The 16,977-nt window shown below is 71.8% G+C and carries 15 protein-coding genes and 1 pseudogene; 13 read left to right on the forward strand and 3 right to left on the reverse strand.

Going from position 1 to position 16,977, the window contains the following annotated elements; genetic code table 11:
- The first annotated feature begins 9 nt into the window (after positions 1-9).
- Together ACGFQ9_RS03850 and ACGFQ9_RS03855 are read left to right on the forward strand one after the other, a co-directional pair.
- The gene (locus ACGFQ9_RS03850; RefSeq protein WP_393570886.1) at positions 10-789 is read left to right on the forward strand and encodes an exodeoxyribonuclease III; all 780 of its coding nucleotides are present in this window, start codon (positions 10-12) and stop codon (positions 787-789) included.
- A gap of 16 nt (positions 790-805) precedes the next feature.
- Positions 806-1,249: pseudogene (locus ACGFQ9_RS03855) on the forward strand (DUF6278 family protein); the annotation flags it as partial.
- A gap of 104 nt (positions 1,250-1,353) precedes the next feature.
- Here the strand turns inward: ACGFQ9_RS03855 and ACGFQ9_RS03860 are convergent.
- Positions 1,354-1,944 carry a hypothetical protein gene (locus tag ACGFQ9_RS03860; protein ID WP_393570888.1) on the reverse strand — a complete coding sequence of 197 codons (591 nt, stop codon included), beginning with the start codon at positions 1,942-1,944 and terminating at the stop codon, positions 1,354-1,356.
- A gap of 323 nt (positions 1,945-2,267) precedes the next feature.
- Between ACGFQ9_RS03860 and ACGFQ9_RS03865 the strand changes: the two genes are divergently transcribed.
- The 4 genes from ACGFQ9_RS03865 to ACGFQ9_RS03880 are packed head-to-tail and all read left to right on the forward strand — an operon-like array spanning position 2,268 to position 5,526.
- Positions 2,268-3,011, forward strand: coding sequence for an amino acid ABC transporter ATP-binding protein (locus tag ACGFQ9_RS03865; protein WP_393570890.1), 744 nt, complete (start codon positions 2,268-2,270; stop codon positions 3,009-3,011).
- A gap of 28 nt (positions 3,012-3,039) precedes the next feature.
- Entirely contained in the window at positions 3,040-3,981 is a 942-nt protein-coding gene (locus tag ACGFQ9_RS03870; protein ID WP_393571828.1) for a glutamate ABC transporter substrate-binding protein, read from the forward strand.
- A 16-nt stretch (positions 3,982-3,997) separates the two neighbouring features.
- Positions 3,998-4,642, forward strand: a complete 645-nt coding sequence (locus tag ACGFQ9_RS03875; RefSeq protein WP_393570892.1) for an amino acid ABC transporter permease — start codon at positions 3,998-4,000, stop codon at positions 4,640-4,642.
- Entirely contained in the window at positions 4,639-5,526 is an 888-nt protein-coding gene (locus ACGFQ9_RS03880) for an amino acid ABC transporter permease (protein ID WP_393570894.1), read from the forward strand. The genes ACGFQ9_RS03875 and ACGFQ9_RS03880 overlap by 4 nt, the downstream gene beginning before the upstream one ends.
- 181 nt (positions 5,527-5,707) lie before the next feature.
- Here the strand turns inward: ACGFQ9_RS03880 and ACGFQ9_RS03885 are convergent, their stop codons facing one another.
- Positions 5,708-6,907, reverse strand: coding sequence for an Ig-like domain-containing protein (locus ACGFQ9_RS03885; RefSeq protein ID WP_393570896.1), 1,200 nt, complete (start codon positions 6,905-6,907; stop codon positions 5,708-5,710).
- Positions 6,908-7,188: 281 nt separating this feature from the next.
- On the opposite strand from ACGFQ9_RS03885, the gene ACGFQ9_RS03890 reads away from it, so the two are divergent.
- The 6 genes from ACGFQ9_RS03890 to ACGFQ9_RS03915 all read left to right on the forward strand — a co-directional run bounded on the left by ACGFQ9_RS03890 (position 7,189) and on the right by ACGFQ9_RS03915 (position 14,278).
- On the forward strand, positions 7,189-8,289 hold the full coding sequence (locus ACGFQ9_RS03890; protein WP_393571830.1) for a lipid II:glycine glycyltransferase FemX: 1,101 nt from the start codon (positions 7,189-7,191) through the stop codon (positions 8,287-8,289).
- Positions 8,286-9,971, forward strand: a complete 1,686-nt coding sequence (murJ, locus tag ACGFQ9_RS03895) for a murein biosynthesis integral membrane protein MurJ (RefSeq protein ID WP_393570898.1) — start codon at positions 8,286-8,288, stop codon at positions 9,969-9,971. The genes ACGFQ9_RS03890 and murJ overlap by 4 nt, the downstream gene beginning before the upstream one ends.
- Positions 9,972-10,011: 40 nt before the next feature.
- On the forward strand, positions 10,012-10,692 hold the full coding sequence (locus ACGFQ9_RS03900; RefSeq protein WP_393570900.1) for a response regulator: 681 nt from the start codon (positions 10,012-10,014) through the stop codon (positions 10,690-10,692).
- 55 nt (positions 10,693-10,747) lie between these two features.
- A complete protein-coding gene (locus tag ACGFQ9_RS03905; protein WP_393570902.1) occupies positions 10,748-12,202 on the forward strand; it encodes an ATP-binding protein in 1,455 nt (484 codons plus the stop codon).
- Entirely contained in the window at positions 12,199-12,750 is a 552-nt protein-coding gene (locus ACGFQ9_RS03910; protein WP_393570904.1) for a hypothetical protein, read from the forward strand. The genes ACGFQ9_RS03905 and ACGFQ9_RS03910 overlap by 4 nt, the downstream gene beginning before the upstream one ends.
- A 280-nt stretch (positions 12,751-13,030) precedes the next feature.
- Positions 13,031-14,278 (forward strand): cytochrome P450, encoded by a 1,248-nt coding sequence (locus ACGFQ9_RS03915; RefSeq protein WP_393570906.1) that lies wholly within the window; start codon positions 13,031-13,033, stop codon positions 14,276-14,278.
- Here the strand turns inward: ACGFQ9_RS03915 and ACGFQ9_RS03920 are convergent.
- Positions 14,235-14,978 carry a hypothetical protein gene (locus ACGFQ9_RS03920; RefSeq protein ID WP_393570908.1) on the reverse strand — a complete coding sequence of 248 codons (744 nt, stop codon included), beginning with the start codon at positions 14,976-14,978 and terminating at the stop codon, positions 14,235-14,237. The two genes, ACGFQ9_RS03915 and ACGFQ9_RS03920, sit on opposite strands and share 44 nt — an antisense overlap.
- Positions 14,979-15,078: 100 nt before the next feature.
- Between ACGFQ9_RS03920 and ggt the strand changes: the two genes are divergently transcribed.
- Positions 15,079-16,878 (forward strand): gamma-glutamyltransferase, encoded by a 1,800-nt coding sequence (gene ggt, locus ACGFQ9_RS03925; protein ID WP_393570910.1) that lies wholly within the window; start codon positions 15,079-15,081, stop codon positions 16,876-16,878.
- The last annotated feature ends 99 nt before the right edge of the window (positions 16,879-16,977 follow it).

Genomic DNA, 16,977 nt, shown 5'->3' on the forward strand with positions numbered 1-16,977 from the left:
TTGGTCGGCATGCGTATCGCCACGTTCAACGTCAACTCGATCACCGCCCGGCTGCCCCGGCTGCTGGCCTGGCTGGAGAGCTCCGGCACGGACGCCCTGTGCATCCAGGAGACCAAGTGCTCCGCCGAGCAGTTCCCGTACGACGCGCTGCGCGAGCTGGGCTACGAGGCCGCGGTCAACGCCACCGGCCGGTGGAACGGCGTCGCGCTGCTCTCCCGGGTCGGCCTGGAGGACGTGGTGACCGGCCTGCCCGGCGGCCCGCTCTACGAGGGCGCCGACGAGCCGCGCGCCGTCTCCGCCACCTGCGGCGGGGTCCGCCTCTGGTCGGTCTACGTGCCCAACGGCCGCGAGGTCGAGCACGACCACTACGGCTACAAGCTGGAGTGGTTCCGCGCGCTGACCGAGGCCGTCGCCGAGGACGCGGCGGGCAGCCGCCCGTTCGCCGTGCTCGGCGACTACAACGTGGCCCCGACCGACGAGGACGTCTACGACCCGGCGGTCTTCGAGGGCCTCACGCACGTCACCCCGGCCGAGCGGGCCGCCCTGGAGACGCTCCGCGGCGCGGGCCTGTCGGACATCGTGCCGCGCCCGCTGAAGTACGACCGCCCGTACACGTACTGGGACTACCGCCAGCTCTGCTTCCCCAAGAACAAGGGCATGCGCATCGACCTGGTCTACGGCAACGAGCCGTTCGCCAAGGCCGTCAAGGACGCCTACGTCGACCGCGAGGAGCGCAAGGGCAAGGGCGCCTCGGACCACGCGCCGGTCGTTGTCGATCTCGACGTCTGATGCGACGCTGGAGGCTATGAACATCCCTTTCCTGGACAACTGGCTGAATCGACTGAATCGGCACGAGACCGGGCGGGGTGCGGCGCTCGCCGCGGCACTCGCGGAGGACCCGGAGGGGATCGGCGAACTCTTCTCGGAGTGCGAGATGCTGCGCGTCCAGGCGAGGGCGGACGGGCTGGAACTCGACGAGAGCCCGGCTTCACTGGAGGCCCTGGACCAGCTGATGCCGCGCTGGCGCCGCGATCCGGAGAACACGCCCTGGCTGGGCAACGACGCAGGCTTCTACCTCGGCACGGTGATCGTCCGCACCGTGCCGGGCGCGGCCTGGCAGGTGTGGCCGGGCGGCCAGCCCTTCGTCCGGCTGGCCGGCGGCCGCGAACTCAACGTGATCGAGGCGGGCGTGGCCTGGGCCATGACCGGCTCCCCGGAGCTCTGCCAGACCTACGCGGAGGCCGCCGAGACCAGGGGCCCGGCGGGCCGGAAACACAGGGTGGCCCGCCCGGCGGTGGTGCCGGACGGGCCACGCGACCTGTCCAGGGAGTTGTCCAGGGAGCAGGACACGGCCTAGCTCTGGCTGTTGATGAAGCCGATCAGGGCGGAACCCCACCAGCCGACCTGGCTGACGGTGGCGGCGATGCCGGACTGGACGAGCAGCCGGCGCGGGACGGCCGGGAGGCCCTTGTTCCGGTAGGGGGTCAGACGCTGGCCGAGGCCGTGCGCGTAGAGCCCGTTGAGGGTCACGGCCAGCACCAGGCCCAGCTTGACCAGGGTCAGGGGGTTGTCCAGGTCGGGCCGGAGGAGCGTGCCGGTGACGGTGAGGCCCGCCAGTCCGACCCAGATCGGGGTCGCCAGCGCGTTGGAGGCGTCCAGGATGTGGGTCAGCCGACGGCGGCCGGCCAGCCACAGGACGGCGATCCAGTCCACCGCGAGGACCGCACCGAACCCGACGATCAGGGCCGCGACGTGCAGGAACCGGGCCACGGTCTGGAGCGTGGCATCGGCGTGCAGGTGGCCGGCGGTCCAGCACATCACCGCTTCGGTGCCGCAGGCCAGTACGCCGAGGGCGATGAGCACCAGCACCGGCGTGACCTTGGGGTCGGCGGACCGCCCGTCGTCGGGCGACGAGAAGACGGGGTCGGGTGCGAGCGCGCTCATCGGTCAGGCCTCGTGGGTCGGCGCCACGACCGGGCCGGCCGTGCGGTGGGTGCGTCTGGACATGCGGAATCCTCGATTCCAGTGCGGGCGATCAGTCAGTAAGGTAAGGCGTACCTAAGAATCTGTCCATACGATGTTGAACGATCTCGCACCTCGGACGGGGCGATCCGCGTGCGGCCCCTTGGGTCGGCCGCCCCGCCGGATGATTCGGTCTACCTTGCGCTTTATGTCTCTTTCGGGCGTGTCGAGGTGAACTGCCCTTCCCCGGGTGGATAGCTTGCGCTGACCTCGACACAGCCGAGAGCCAACAAGGTGGGCAGCGCATGGCCGTCGATCCGTTGATCGAGCTGCGGGACGTCAACAAGCACTACGGGGAACTCCACGTCCTGCGGGACATCAACCTCACCGTCGGCCGCGGGGAGGTGGTGGTGATCATCGGCCCCTCCGGCTCCGGCAAGTCCACCTTGTGCCGGACCATCAACCGGCTGGAGACCGTCGAGTCCGGCACCATCTCCCTGGACGGACGCCCGCTGCCCGACGAGGGCAAGGAACTCGCGGGGCTGCGTGCCGAGGTCGGCATGGTCTTCCAGTCCTTCAACCTCTTCGCGCACAAGACCGTGCTCGCCAACGTCTCGCTGGCCCAGGTCAAGGTCCGCAAGCGGAAGAAGGACGACGCCGACCGGCGCTCCCGCGAGCTCCTCTCCCGGGTGGGCCTCGCCGACCAGGCCCAGAAGTACCCGGCCCAGCTCTCCGGCGGCCAGCAGCAGCGCGTGGCCATCGCCCGCGCCCTCGCCATGGACCCCAAGGCGCTGCTCTTCGACGAGCCCACCTCCGCCCTCGACCCCGAGATGATCAACGAGGTACTGGAGGTCATGCAGCAGCTCGCGCGGGACGGCATGACCATGCTGGTGGTCACCCACGAGATGGGCTTCGCCCGCTCAGCCGCCAACCGCGTGGTCTTCATGGCCGACGGGCGGATCGTCGAGGACCGGCCCCCGGAGGAGTTCTTCACCGCTCCCGAGAGCGAGCGGGCCAGGGACTTCCTCTCCAAGATCCTCAAGCACTGAGCGGGCGGCCACCATGCACAGCACCCGTATGCCCGTCGTCTCCCGACTGCCCGTCGCCTCCCGTCTGCCCGTCCTCGCCCTGCTGCTCGTCCTCCTGGCCGCCGCCACCGCCACCGGCTGCGGCCAGGAAGGCAGCCCCCCGGTCAAGGGCCCCCAGCCGGAGGACCTGCCCGAGTACCGGGTGGCCACCGACTTCCGACTGCCCGACTCCCGCACCTGGGAGCAGGCGAAGAAACGCGGCCGCCTGGTCATCGGAGTCAAGGAGGACCAGCCCTACCTGGGCGAGAAGGACCCCGCCACCGGCCGCTACTCCGGATTCGACATCGAGATCGCCAGGATGCTCGCGGCCTCCCTCGGCTTCGACCCGGACAAGCAGATCGAGTTCCGGACCGTCGCCTCCGCCAACCGCGAGACCGCGCTGCAGAACGGCCAGATCGACTACTACGTCGGCACCTACACGATCAACGACAAGCGCAAGAAGCAGGTCGGCTTCGCCGGGCCCTACTACATGGCCGGCCAGTCCCTGCTGGTCCGCAAGGACGAGAAGGACATCAAGGGGCCGCAGGACCTGGCGGGCAAGCGGGTCTGCTCCGCCACCGGCTCCACGCCCTACCAGCGCCTCCAGAGCGAGTACCCGGAGACGGAGCTGGTCTCCTACGACACCTACAGCGTGTGCGTGGACAACCTGCTCAGCTACCAGGTCGACGCGGTCTCCACCGACGACACCATCCTCCTGGGCTACGCGGCCAAGGTGCCCGACGAGCTCAAGGTCGTGGGCGAGCCCTTCTCCAAGGAGCCCTACGGCGTCGGCGTGCCGCGCAACGACACCGCGCTGCGCTTCGCCCTCGACGACGCGCTCGCCGCGCACGAGAAGAACGGCGACTGGAAGAAGGCGTACGACGCCACCCTCGGGCTGTCCGGAAACCCGGCCCCGCAGCCGCCGCCCATCGACCGCTACCCGGCGAGCTGAGGGGAGCCGTACCCGCATGGACGTACTGGTCCAGAACTTCTCCACCTACGCCGAGGGATTCCTCGGCACCGTCGAACTCACCGTCTGGTCCTCCCTGCTCGCCCTGGTCCTCGGCTTCCTGATGGCCTCGTTCCGGGTCGCGCCGGTCGGCTCCTTCCGGGTGTTCGGCACGGTCTGGGTGAACGTGCTCCGCAACACCCCGCTCACCCTGCTCTTCTTCGCCGTCATGCTGGGCCTGCCCCGGTTCGGCCTGGTGCTGCCCTTCGAGGTGTTCGCCGTCCTCGCGCTCGGCTGCTACACCTCCGCCTTCATCTGCGAGGTCCTGCGCTCCGGCATCAACACCGTGCCCACCGGGCAGGGCGAGGCGGCCCGGTCGCTCGGCATGTCCTTCGGGCAGACCCTGGGCACGGTGGTGCTCCCGCAGGCGTTCCGATCCGTGATCCCGCCGATCGGGTCCACCCTGATCGCGCTCGCGAAGAACTCGGCGATCGCGGGCGCGTTCAGCGTCACCGAACTGCTCGGCACCTACAAAACCCTGAGTGAACTGGGCTACAGCATCATCTGGACCTTCTTCTGGATCGCAGTGGGCTACCTGATCATCACCCTGTCCATCAGCGCGCTGTTCAACGTGCTGGAGAAGCGCTACGGAGTCCCCCGATGACCGCACTCGGCCTGCACGGGGACACCCGGTCCACCGCCCTCTACGACCACCCGGGACCCAGGACCCGGCGCCGGCACCTCCTGTACGGGGTGCTGTCCACGGTGGTCCTCCTGGCCCTGGCCGCCTGGATCCTCTACCTGCTGTTCGACACCGGCCAGTTCACCGAGGCCAAGTGGAGCCCCTTCACCTACGAGGGGATCCAGGAGCTGCTGCTGCGGGGCCTGGGCAACACCCTGAAGGCCTTCGCCTACGCCTCGGTGCTGTCGCTGCTGCTCGGCGCGGTCCTGGCGGCCGGAAGGCTGTCGGTGCACCGTCCGCTGCGCTGGCTGTCCACCGTGTGCGTGGAGTTCTTCCGGGCCATGCCGGTGCTGGTGATGATCTTCTTCATCTTCGTGGCGCTGAAGGTCCAGCCGCTGCCCGCACTGGTGGCCGGTCTCACCCTCTACAACGGCTCGGTGCTGGCCGAGGTGTTCCGTACCGGCGTGAACGCGGTGGACCGCGGGCAGCGGGAGGCGGCGTACGCCCTGGGCATGCGCAAGACCCAGGTGACGACGTACGTCCTGGCGCCGCAGGCGGTCCGGGCGATGCTGCCGGCCATCATCAGCCAGCTCGTGGTGGCGCTGAAGGACACCTCGCTCGGATTCCTGATCACCTATGAGGAGTTCCTGCACGCCGGCAAGCTGATCGCCTCGAACCTCGACTACGACCTGCCGTTCATCCCGGTGGTCCTGGTCATCTCGCCCGTCTACATCGGCATGTGCATGTTGCTGTCCTGGTTCGCGACCTGGGTGGCCAAGCGGGAGCGCCGCAGTCTCAAGACCCGGGCGGTCAAGGTCGCCCCGGCCGATCCGGGGGCGGTGCTGCCGGGACCGGGACAGGGCTGACGGCGAGAGCCGCCCCGTCCCGGCCGCAGCCGGAGATCACTGCTCGCGCAGCGGGACCGAGAGGTACGAGGGATCGGACCGCGGCGAGGAGAAGGTCAGCTGTGCGCCGGCGGGGTCGTGCTCGATGTGAAGCGCCCTCCTCCCTTCGCAGGCTCGGGAAGGAGGGTCGGCCGACGGGGAATCAGCCGCCGTTGGCGGCGCTCTTGGCCTTCCACTCCTCCCAGGACAGGTTCCACTCGGTGTACCCGTTGCCGAGCTTGGCGTCGCCCTTCGAGCCGCCGCCCGAGACCTCGACGACGTCTCCGATCTGGGCCATCGAGAACAGGGCCGCCGCGTTGCCGCTGCTCATCCCCACGCATCCGGAACTGGCGTTGACACGGCCGAACTTGCCCTCGTTCCACGGGGCGGCGTGGATGTACATGCCGGACCAGGTCACCCGCATCGAGGAGTCGACCATCTTGTTGTAGGCGTCGCCGAGGCCCACCGTCTCGGAGTTCATGTTGATGGTGCCCTCCTTCGACATCAGCGCCATCTTCCCGGACCAGGAGGCCTTCTGGCCGCCGGGCGTGCCCGCCGACACCGGGATCGTCTTGACGGTCTGGCCGTCCTCGGTCACCGTCATCTGCTTGGTGTCGAGGTTCACCAGGAGCCGGCGATCCTTGCCGATCTTGAATTCGGTGTTGTAGTCGCGGACGAAGTAGCCGCCGCCCTGACCGGAGTTCACCCCGTTGAGGTCCATCTGCACCTTCACATCGGTGCCGGACTTCCAGTACTCCTTCGGCCGCCAGTCCACCCGGTCCTTGCCCGAGTAGTCCGTCATCCAGCCCCAGGACCCCTCGGTGTTGTTCGAGGTGGTCACCTTCAGGTGCTTCTCCACCTCGGCCTTGTTCTTCACCGGGTTGTCGAAGACCAGCGAGACCGGCTGGGCCACACCCACCGTGGAGTTCTTGCCCGGGTAGATCGAGACCTTGTTCACCTTGTCCGCGGCGCTCGTCTTGAACTGCGCGGTCGCGGTCTGGCTGTCGGCGTTCTGGGCCTCCACCTTGTACTGCCCGCCCGGCGAGGCGTTCCGCTCGGAGGTCCAGGTCCTGCCGTCGGCGGATATCTGCCCGACCAGTTCCCCGCCCTTGGCGTCGGTCACCTTCACCTGCGTCAGCTTGCCCTCGGCCAGGGTCACCTTGACCGGCTCGCCTGCCTTGACCTCGCTGCCGGTCAGGTTCACCGAGATCGCCATCGGCCCCTTCGGCTTCAGCTCGGCGTTCTTGCCGTCACCACTGCCCGAGCCGCCGCCGGAACCGCCCGAGCAGGCGGTCAGCGCGGCGGCCAGCAGTGCGGATCCCGCGATGGCGGCAATGCGTGCGGTACGGCGTGTGCGGCTCAACGAAACCCCTCCGAATGAATGACGTCCGTAAACCAAGAGCGGACCCGGGTGACTTTAGGTTCCGGAATCCGCGGAAAAAATCCGGAATCAGGTTGTGACGTCGACCGCAGCAGAACAGTCATCATCCGGTCACAATCGCCGCGCACTTCGGTCATGGACGGCTGTGAGAGTCCTGGACATCCCCCCTCTCACCCCGTACCGGAAGGACCACCGCCGTGTGCGCACTGCTCACCACCCCCGCCGGCCGTTCCCGGCTCGACCAGGAGGCGGTCGTCCGCACCCTGTCGGTACCCGAGTACCAGGCATTCCTCACCGGACAGCGGCACGCCGGCTTCCTGCAGTACCCCTCCTGGGCCGGAGTGAAGGACCACTGGCGCTCGGAACTGCTCGGCTGGGGACCGCCGTCCGGCGGCACCGAGGGCGGCGGCCTCGTCCTCTACCGCCAACTCCCCGGCACCCGCAAATACTTCGCCTACCTCCCCGAAGGCCCCGTCGCCGACTGGTCCGACCCCGACATCGACCGCTGGCTCACCCCGCTCCTCCGCCACCTGCGCGCCGCCGGCGCCTTCGCGGTCCGGATCGGCCCCGCCCCCGCCTACCGCCGCTGGGACGCCGCCGCGGCCAAGTCCGGCACCGGACCCGGCCGGCAGATATCCGACGTCCTGGCCAGCGAGGTCGACCCGCTCGGCACCGCCGTCGCCGACCGCCTCCGCACCCGCGGCTGGCACCGCTGCGGCGGCGAGGACGACGGCGACGCCCAGCCCCGCCACGTCTTCCGGGTCCCGCTGGCCGGCCGCACCCTGGACGACCTGTGGTCCGGGCTGAACCAGGAATGGCGCCGAAACATCCGCAAGGCCGAGAAGGCCGGCGTCGAGACCGTCCTGGGCACCGCCGACGACCTGCCCGAGTTCTACCGGCTTTTGCGCATCACCGAGGAGCGCGACGGCTTCCGGCTCGGCCGCTCCCTGGCGTACTACCAGAAGCAGTACGAGGTCCTCAACGCCGAGGCACCCGGCCGGATGCGGCTCTACCTGGCCCGCCACCAGGGCGAGATCCTCGCCGCCCACACCATGATCGTGGCCGGCCGGCGGGTCTGGTACCAGACCGGCGCCTCCGCCGACCACCGCCGCGAGGTCCGCCCCAGCAACGCCCTGCAGTGGCGGATGATGGCCGACGCCCACGCCCTCGGGGCCGACGAGTACGACATGCGCGGGGTACCCTCCACCCTCGACCCCGACGAACGCTCGTTCGGACTGCTGCGCTGGAAGCTCGGCACCGGCGGACAGGTCGTCGAAACCCTCGGAGAGTGGGAGATCCCCATGGCGGGATACGCCAACACGGCGCTGTACAAGGCGTTCCAGACCTACCTGGCCCGCCGGTGACCGACAGCACCGCCCTCGCACGGACCCCGGACGGCGCCGCCGCGGCACCGGAACGGAAGACCCCCGAGCGGAAGAGCTCGGTACTCCGCAGCGGCGCCCTGATGGCGGCCGGCTCGGTGGTCTCCCGCGCCACCGGCTTCGTCCGCTCCGCCGTGGTCGTCGCCGCCCTCGGCACCGGACTGCTCGGCGACACCTACGCCGTCGCCAACACCGTCCCGAACATCCTGTACATGCTGCTCATCGGCGGCGCCCTCAACGCGGTGTTCGTCCCCGAGCTGGTCCGCGCCGCCAAGGAACACGCCGACGGCGGCCGGGCCTACACCGACCGGTTGCTCACCGCCTGCACCGCCGCCCTGCTGGTGCTCACCGCCGCCGCCGTGCTGGCCGCACCTCTCATCGTGGCCGCGTACACCCCCTACGAGGGCGCCGACGCGAGCACCACCGTGGCACTGGCCCGCTACTGCCTCCCGCAGATCCTCTTCTACGGCCTGTTCACCCTGCTCGGACAGGTCCTCAACGCCCGCGGCCGGTTCGGTGCCATGATGTGGACGCCCGTCCTCAACAACATCGTGATCATCACCGTGTTCGGGCTGTTCCTCTACGTCTCCCACGACGCGGCCGACGGCCTGACCGCGGCCGAAACCCGCCTCCTCGGCCTCGGCACCACCGCGGGCATCGTCGTCCAGGCCCTCGCCCTCGTCCCGTCCCTGCGCGCGGCCCGCTTCCGCTGGCGGCCCCGCTTCGACTGGCGCGGCAGCGGCCTGGCCCGCCCGCTGCGCAACGCCGGCTGGACGGTGATGCTGGTCCTCACCAACCAGATCGCCTACTGGGTGGTGACCCGCCTGTCCACCGCCACCGGCCGGCAGGCAGAGCTGGCCGGCATCGCCGGCGGCGCGGGCTACACCGCCTACAGCAACGCCTACCAGCTGTGGATCGTCCCCCAGGGCATCATCACCGTCTCCCTGGTGACCGCCCTGATGCCCCGGATGAGCGCCGCCGCCACCGACGGCGACCTCACCGCCGTCCGCCGCGACGTCTCGCACGCCCTGCGCACCAGCGCGGCCTTCGTGGTCCCCGCCGCCTTCCTGTTCGCCGCCCTCGCCCCCTGGGTCATGGGCAGCGTCTTCGAGTACGGGCGCACCGGCGCCCCCGACATCGAGGTCATGGCGGGCATGCTGGCCGCGTTCGCCCCCGGCCTGATCGCCTTCTCCGGCCAGTACGTCCTCTCCCGGGGCTTCTACGCCCTCTCCGACACCCGTACCCCGTTCCTGCTGAACCTGGTCATCGCCGCCCTCAACGCCCTGCTGTCGGCCGCCGCCTACTGGCTGCTGCCCGCCCGCTGGGCCGTCACCGGCATGGCCGGCGCGTACTCGCTGGCCCTGATGGCGGGCTGCGCCGTCACCGCGTACACCCTCGCCCGGCGGCTCGGCCCGCGCGGTGGCACCCGTACCGAACGCCGCACCTCGGCCCTCCGCACCCACCTCCGGCTGCTGCTCGCGGGCGCGCCCGCCGCCGCGGCCGGTTGGGCCGCCGCCCGGGCCGCCGACGGCCTCGGGAACATCCCGGCCCTCGCCGCGGGAACCGCCGCCCTGGTCCTCGTCGTCGTCGCCCTCGCGGGGCCGCTGCGTCTCACCGAGATCAGCGGACCGCTCGGCTCGCTGCGCCGCCGCATCGGCCGTTAGCGGGTGACGAACAGGAGCGACCAGTGGGGATACTGACCGGATGCCACGCGTACTGCTGATCGAGGACGACCCCTCCGTACGGGAAGGGGTCGGGCTCGGGCTGCGCCGCCGGGGACACGACGTCAGCGCCGCCGAGACCGGTGAGACCGGCCTCGCGCTGATGGCGTCGTTCCGCCCCGAACTGGTGCTGCTGGACCTGATGCTGCCCGGGATCAACGGCGTCCAGGTGTGTCGCCGCATCCGCGAGAACAGCCAGGTCCCCATCATCATGCTGACCGCGCGCGGCGACGACTTCGACGTCGTCGTCGGACTGGAGGCGGGCGCCGACGACTACATCGTCAAACCCGCCCGCACCGAGGTCATCGAAGCCCGGATCAAGGCCGTGCTGCGCCGGCTCGCCGACCCGGCCGGGCGGCCCGGCACCGAGGTCCACGGCGAACTCGCCATCGACCGGGCCGGCCTGACCGTCGCCAAGAACGGCGAACGCCTCGCCCTCGCCCCCAGCGAACTCAAACTGCTCCTCCACCTGTCCGCCTCGCCCGAACAGGTCTTCAGCCGCCAGCAGCTGCTGGAGTACGTCTGGGAGCACAGCTACCACGCCGACGCACGGCTGGTCGACGCCTGCGTCCGGCGCCTGCGCACCAAGATCGAGGACCCGGCCGCCGGTCCCCGCTACATCCAGACCGTGCGCGGTTTCGGCTACCGCTTCGGACCCCTGTGACCCGCCCGTCCACCGGCCGCCCCGCGGCCGCCGCACCCCGGAGGCGTGCCCGCCGGTGATCCGGATCCGGCCGCTCGGCCTGCGCACCCGCCTGATCGCGGCCTTCCTGCTGGTCGCCGCGATCAGTGCGGTCACCACAGCCGCCTTCACCTACCGCGAGGCCCGCACCGCGATCCTCACCCAGAGCCAGGACATCGCCGTCAGCACCCTCCGGGAACAGGTCGAGAGCCGTTCCCCGGTCTCCCTCCCGGTCACGGAGGGCAGCCTGAACCGGATGGTCACCGACATCGCCAGGCGCAGCAAGCCGCACGCCTGGGCCGTGTACGGCGAGTACGGCTCACTGCGGGCCTCCAGCACCGGCGAACCGGCCCCCGCCCTGATCGGCGCCGGACTGCGGGCCCGCACCGAGGCCGCCCCGGCCGCGGTGTTCCAGCGCGTCACCGGCCCGGACGGCACCCCGACCCTGGTCGTCGGCATGCCGGTGTTCTTCGAGCACACCGGGGTCCGCGAACCCACCCGGCTCGTCTTCTACGTCACCATGCCGCTCGTCCCCGAACAGGCCACCGTCGGCCTGATGGTCGAAGCGGCCCGCAGCGGTGCCCTGCCCGGCCTCGCCATCGCCCTGGTCCCCGCCCTGCTCGCGGCCCGCAGCGTGCTCCGCCCGGTCCGCGAGATGCGGCGCGCCACCGAGCGGATCGGCAGCGGCCGGCTCGACACCCGGATCGAGGTCCGCGGCGCGGACGAACTCGCCGGGCTGGCCCGCACCTTCAACGAGACCGCCCGCGCCCTGGAACGGTCCGTGGACGAACTCCAGCAGGCCGGGGCCCGGGCCCGCCGCTTCGCCGCCGACGTCTCCCACGAACTGCGTACCCCGCTGGCCGGAATGCTGGCCGTCACCGAGGTGCTCGACGAGGACGCCGAACGCCTCGACCCGGACACCGCCAAGGCCCTGAGACTGATCAGCTCCGAGACCGGCAAGCTCGCCGTGCTCGTCGAGGACCTGATGGAGATCTCCCGGTTCGACGCCCGCGCCGCCGAACTCAACCTGGACGAGGTGGACATCGCCGAAGCGGTCACCAAGACCCTGCAGCGCCGCCGCTGGGGTCCCGAGCAGGTGACGACCGAACTCCCGAGGGACATCCGCGCCCGGCTCGACCCCCGCCGCTTCGACGTGATCCTCGCCAACCTCGTCGGCAACGCCCTCAAGCACGGCGAGGCCCCCGTCCGGGTCACCGTGCAGACCCGCGCCGCCACCGGCTCCGGGGACGGAGCGCGGCTGCTCCTCGAAGTCGCCGACAGCGGCCCCGGCATCGCCCCCGAAGTGCTGCCGCACATCTTCGACCGCTTCTTCAAGGCCGACGCCTCCCGCGCCCGGTCCGCCGGCAGCGGCCTCGGCCTGGCCATCACCCTGGAGAACATCCGGCTGCACGGCGGGACCGTGCGCGCCGCCAACGGGCCGGCCGGCGGCGCCGTGTTCACCGTCGACATGCCCCTGGAGGCCCGGACATGACCCGCCCCGGCCATCCCCACCCCGACCGTCACCGCCGCCTCCGCGCCGCGGCCGCAGTGGTGCTGCCGGCCCTGCTCGCGGCCGGCTGCGGAGTGAAACCCACCGGAGTGGTCGAGAGCGGCCGCCCCGCCACCCTCACCGTCGCCGGCGAGGGGGATCGCAGCTCGATGATCTACCTGATCGGCCCGACCGGCCTGATCACCCCGGTGCAGCGCCACCACTACCCGCCGTACTCCGCTCCGGACCTGCTGCGGCTGCTGGCGATCGGCCCCACCGAGGAGGAGCAGAAGGTCGGACTCCGCTCCGACCTGCCCACCGTCCCCGATCTGAAGGAACGCCTGCGGCCCGCCGTCATCGACTACCCGAGCGGCTCCGGCGGCGCCACCCGGGCCACCCTGGCCTACCCGGTCGCGGACCTGACCGAGGCCGCCCGCCGCCAGCTCGTGTGCACCATCGCCTTCTCCACCTCCCAGGGCGGCCGCACCCCCGTCATCCTGACCGGCCCCGACACCTCCCTCCCCCCGACCCCCTGCGGCATCGGCACCTGACCCACCCCGCCGTGGGCGGCCGCCCGTTCCCACCCCCGGTGTGGGCAGGGGCCCGTACCCACCCCCGGTGTGGGCGGTCGCTCGTTCCCACCCCCGGTGTGGGCAGGGGCCCGTACCCACCCCCCCGGTGTGGGCAGGCGTCCCGCAGGGCGGGACGGGTGGGCACACCGGGACACCCCCGCTCAGCGTCCGTACCCCGCCCACCCGAAGCCCCGCCCCGTGCACCCGGCGGGGCCGCGCTCCCTTGTGCCCCAGGTAGCCAGAGGCCACCGTGGCCACCATGGACACCGCAGCCCCCGACGTCTTCGACCCCCGCCTGTACCTCGACGGCATCCCCCACGACCGCTACCGCCACCTCCGCGACCGGCACCCGGTCGCCTGGCAGCCCGAACCGGAGGTCCTCGGCTGGCCCGCCGGCCCCGGCTTCTGGGCGGTCACCCGGCACGCCGACGTCGTCCACGTGCTGCGCGACCACCGCACGTACTCCTCCCACCTCGGCGCCACCCAGATCCGCGACCCCGCCCCCGCCGACCTGCCCTTCCTGCGCCGCACCATGCTCAACCAGGACCCTCCCGACCACGGCCGGCTCCGCCGGCTCGCCGCCCGCGCCTTCACCCCGGCCCGCGTGGACGCCTTCGCGGCCCGGGTGCGCGACCGCGCCCGCACGCTGCTCACCGCCGCCCGCGACGTCACCGAGGACGGCACCGCCGACGTGGTCCGCACCGTCACCGACGAGTACGCCCTGCTCAACCTCACCGACCTGCTCGGCGTCCCCGCCGCCGACCGCGGACTGCTGCTGGACTGGACCGTACGGATCATCGGCTACCAGGACCCGGAGGACGCGCCCCCGCCGGTCCTGGGACCGGACGGCCGGCCCGTCAACCCGCGTTCGCCCGCCCTGCTCGGCGAGATGTTCGGCTACGCCCGCGAGCTCGCCGCGTACAAGCGGGCCCACCCCGCCGACGACCTGATGACCGCGCTCGCCCACGCCGGACTCGACGACGCCGAACTGGAGCTGTTCTTCTTCCTGCTCACCGTCGCCGGCAACGACACCGTCCGCAGCGCCGCGCCCGGCGGCCTGCTGGCCCTGGCCGGCGCCCCGGACGCCTACCGGCGGTTCGCCGCCGGGGAAGCCGACCCCGCCCGCGCCGTGGACGAACTCCTGCGCGTCCACCCGCCGGTGCTCAGCTTCCGCCGTACCGCGGCCCAGGACACCGTGCTCGCCGGTCAGCGGATCCGGACGGGCGACAAGGTGGTCGTCTTCCACGCCTCCGCCAACCACGACGAACGCGTCTTCGCCGACCCGCACCGCCTCGACCTCGACCGGGCGCCGAACCCGCACGTGTCCTTCGGTGACGGCCCGCACGTCTGCCTCGGCGCCCACTTCGCCCGGCTGCAGCTGCGCGTCTTCCACGAGGAGTGGCGCGCCCTCATGCCCCCGCCGGAACTCGCCGGCCCACCACGGCGGTTGGTGTCCAACTTCATCAACGGCCTGACGCGGCTGCCGGTTCGGGTGCGGCAGGTGTGACGGCAGCCCGCGTGACCTCGGCGGCCAGCTCGGTCACGTCGGGCCCGTAGGCCTGCGAGTTGACCACCTTCAGCACCAGACAGAAGGAATCCGACTTGTACTTCCGGGCCAGCCGCTCGTGGTGCCGGGCCAGGTAGCGGGCCGCCGCCTGGTTGCTGACGGCCGTCTGCCCGGACAGCAGGAAGACCGGGCGGCCGCCCTCCCCGCCCATCAGACGGGCCAGCAGCACGAAGTCCTCCTGGCCCTCCTGCCACCGGTAGGTCTCGCCGCCCACCCGGATCGTGCCCCGGTCCTCGCGCCGTTCGGCGTCGACCTTGATCCGTACCCCCGGCAGCATCGATGCCAGGTGGGCCGCCGTACGGGTGTTGGAGGTCGGGCCGCCGACGCAGAACTCGGCGCGCTCGCCGAAGCCCTGGCGGGTCTCGTCGTGCGAGACGATCTGGACGTTCGCCCCGCAGTCCTTGATCAGCGCGGAGAGCTCCAGCAGCGCGAACGCGTCGTTGCGGTGCACCGAGGTCTCGGCGGCCCGCATCTGCCGGCCCACCACGAACAGGCAGTCGGAGCCGGCCGGCAGTCCGAAGAACGCCTGCTTGCGGCGGAGCGCACGGCGCCAGAGGTAGGTCCGGGTGAACCAGCCGAAAGCACCGCTCAGCCCGGCGGCTATCAGTCCGAGCAGGATGTCGCGCACGTCCTCGTCCATGCGGCGGATGGTAGCCGCACCCGTGCGCCCCTGACGCGGGGGGTGCGGTGAAGTTAAAGTGCCGACTTCAGGTCTTCAGGGCCGTCGACTGGAGGAACGCATGCGTCGTCCCGCCGCACGTCAGTTAGCGCTCGTCGCCCTCGCCGGGGCCCTGGTATCCACCGGCGCCGCCGCCCCGCCCACCCCGGCGACCGTCCCGCCGAAGGTCCCGGAGGCGGTGGGCTGGGGCGGAGCCGTCGCCAGCGTCGACGCCGACGCCTCGGCCGCCGGCATCTCCGTACTGCGGTCCGGCGGCAACGCCGTGGACGCCGCCGTGGCCACCGCGGCCGCCCTCGGCGTGACCGAGCCTTACTCGGCGGGCATCGGGGGCGGCGGCTACTTCGTCTACTACGACGCGAAGTCCCGTACGGTGCACACCGTCGACGGCCGGGAGACCGCCCCGGCCAGTGCCACCCCGGAGCTGTTCCAGGAGAACGGCGTGCCCATCCCCTTCGCGGAGGGCCAGACCAGCGGCCGCGGGGTGGGCGTGCCGGGCACCCCCGCCACCTGGCGGACCGCCCTCGACGCCTGGGGCAGCCGTCCGCTGGACAGGCTGCTGAAGCCGGCCGAGAAGCTGGCGCGGGACGGCTTCACCGTGGACGCCACGTTCCGGGCCCAGACCCAGGCCAACGAAGCCCGCTTCCGGGACTTCCCCGCCACCCGCGAGCTCTTCCTGCCCGGCGGCGCGCTGCCGGTGGTCGGGTCCACCTTCAAGAACCCCGACCTGGCCGACACGTACGCGGAGATCGCGCGCAAGGGCACCGGCGCCATGTACCGGGGTCCGATCGCCGACGACATCGTCCGCACGGTCCGCACCCCGCCCAAGGATCCGGCCGCCACCCGCGTCGTCCGGTCCGGCGACCTGACCGCGCGCGACCTGAAGGCGTACCGGACGAAGCGTCAGGACCCCACGCACATCCGCTACCGGGGCCTGGACGTGTACAGCATGGCCCCGTCCTCCTCCGGCGGCACCACGGTCGGCGAGGCCCTGAACATCCTGGAGGGCACCGACCTCTCCGGCCTCGGCGAGGCCGAGTACCTGCACCGCTTCATCGAGGCCGCCCGGATCTCCTTCGCCGACCGGGGCCGCTGGGTGGGGGATCCGGCCTTCGAGGACGTACCGACCCGCGGCCTGCTCTCGCAGCGGTTCGCGGACTCCCGGGCCTGCCTGATCCGCCCCGACCGTACGCTCACCAGCCCGCTCGCCCCCGGCGACCCGCGGAACCCGGCGCCCTGCGCGACCGGCGGGCAGGCGGCCCCGACCACGTACGAGGGGGAGAACACCACGCACCTCACGGTCGCGGACCGCTGGGGCAACGTCGTCTCCTACACCCTCACCATCGAGTCGACGGGCGGCAGCGGGATCACGGTCCCCGGCCGCGGCTTCCTCCTCAACAACGAACTGACCGACTTCTCCTTCGCCCCCGCCTTCCCCGGCGTCCCGGACCCGAACCTGCCCGGCCCGGGGAAGCGTCCCCGGTCCTCCATGTCCCCGACCATCGTCCTGCAGGACGGCCGTCCGCTGGTGGCGGTCGGCTCGCCGGGCGGCGCGACCATCATCACCACCGTGCTGCAGACCCTCACCGGGCACCTGGACCGCGGACTGCCGCTGGTCGAGGCCATCGCGGCACCGCGCGCCAGCCAGCGCAACCAGACCAGCACCGAACTGGAACCGGGTCTGTGGGACAGCCCGCTGCGGGCCGAACTGGAATCCCTGGGCCACGCCTTCCGGCTCAACCCGGAGATCGGCGCCGCGACCGGCGTCCAGCGCCTCCCGGACGGCCGCTGGCTCGCCGCGGCCGAGAAGACCCGCCGCGGCGGCGGCTCCGCCATGGTTGTCCACCCATCCGGCACCCGCTGACCGCCCAGCCGCCGCCGTGTGGGCACACGGCACGACGGCCCGCGCCGGTCGCGCAGCGTGTGCCCGCGCCCCGACCCCGCACACGGGGTCGGGCCGGGC

The sequence above is a fragment of the Streptomyces sp. NPDC048603 genome (assembly GCF_043199475.1).
In the GTDB taxonomy this organism is placed as follows: domain Bacteria; phylum Actinomycetota; class Actinomycetes; order Streptomycetales; family Streptomycetaceae; genus Streptomyces.

What these genes read in the sequence shown, in the direction of transcription:
- ACGFQ9_RS03865 (WP_393570890.1), top strand. Translation starts at nt 2,268, where the DNA reads ATGGCCGTCGATCCGTTGATCGAGCTGCGGGACGTCAACAAGCACTAC.
- ACGFQ9_RS03900 (WP_393570900.1), top strand. Translation starts at nt 10,012, where the DNA reads ATGCCACGCGTACTGCTGATCGAGGACGACCCCTCCGTACGGGAAGGG.
- ACGFQ9_RS03920 (WP_393570908.1), bottom strand. Translation starts at nt 14,978, where the DNA reads ATGGACGAGGACGTGCGCGACATCCTGCTCGGACTGATAGCCGCCGGG.
- ACGFQ9_RS03870 (WP_393571828.1), top strand. Translation starts at nt 3,040, where the DNA reads ATGCCCGTCGTCTCCCGACTGCCCGTCGCCTCCCGTCTGCCCGTCCTC.
- ACGFQ9_RS03875 (WP_393570892.1), top strand. Translation starts at nt 3,998, where the DNA reads ATGGACGTACTGGTCCAGAACTTCTCCACCTACGCCGAGGGATTCCTC.
- ggt (WP_393570910.1), top strand. Translation starts at nt 15,079, where the DNA reads ATGCGTCGTCCCGCCGCACGTCAGTTAGCGCTCGTCGCCCTCGCCGGG.
- ACGFQ9_RS03910 (WP_393570904.1), top strand. Translation starts at nt 12,199, where the DNA reads ATGACCCGCCCCGGCCATCCCCACCCCGACCGTCACCGCCGCCTCCGC.
- ACGFQ9_RS03880 (WP_393570894.1), top strand. Translation starts at nt 4,639, where the DNA reads ATGACCGCACTCGGCCTGCACGGGGACACCCGGTCCACCGCCCTCTAC.
- ACGFQ9_RS03915 (WP_393570906.1), top strand. Translation starts at nt 13,031, where the DNA reads ATGGACACCGCAGCCCCCGACGTCTTCGACCCCCGCCTGTACCTCGAC.
- ACGFQ9_RS03860 (WP_393570888.1), bottom strand. Translation starts at nt 1,944, where the DNA reads ATGAGCGCGCTCGCACCCGACCCCGTCTTCTCGTCGCCCGACGACGGG.
- ACGFQ9_RS03850 (WP_393570886.1), top strand. Translation starts at nt 10, where the DNA reads ATGCGTATCGCCACGTTCAACGTCAACTCGATCACCGCCCGGCTGCCC.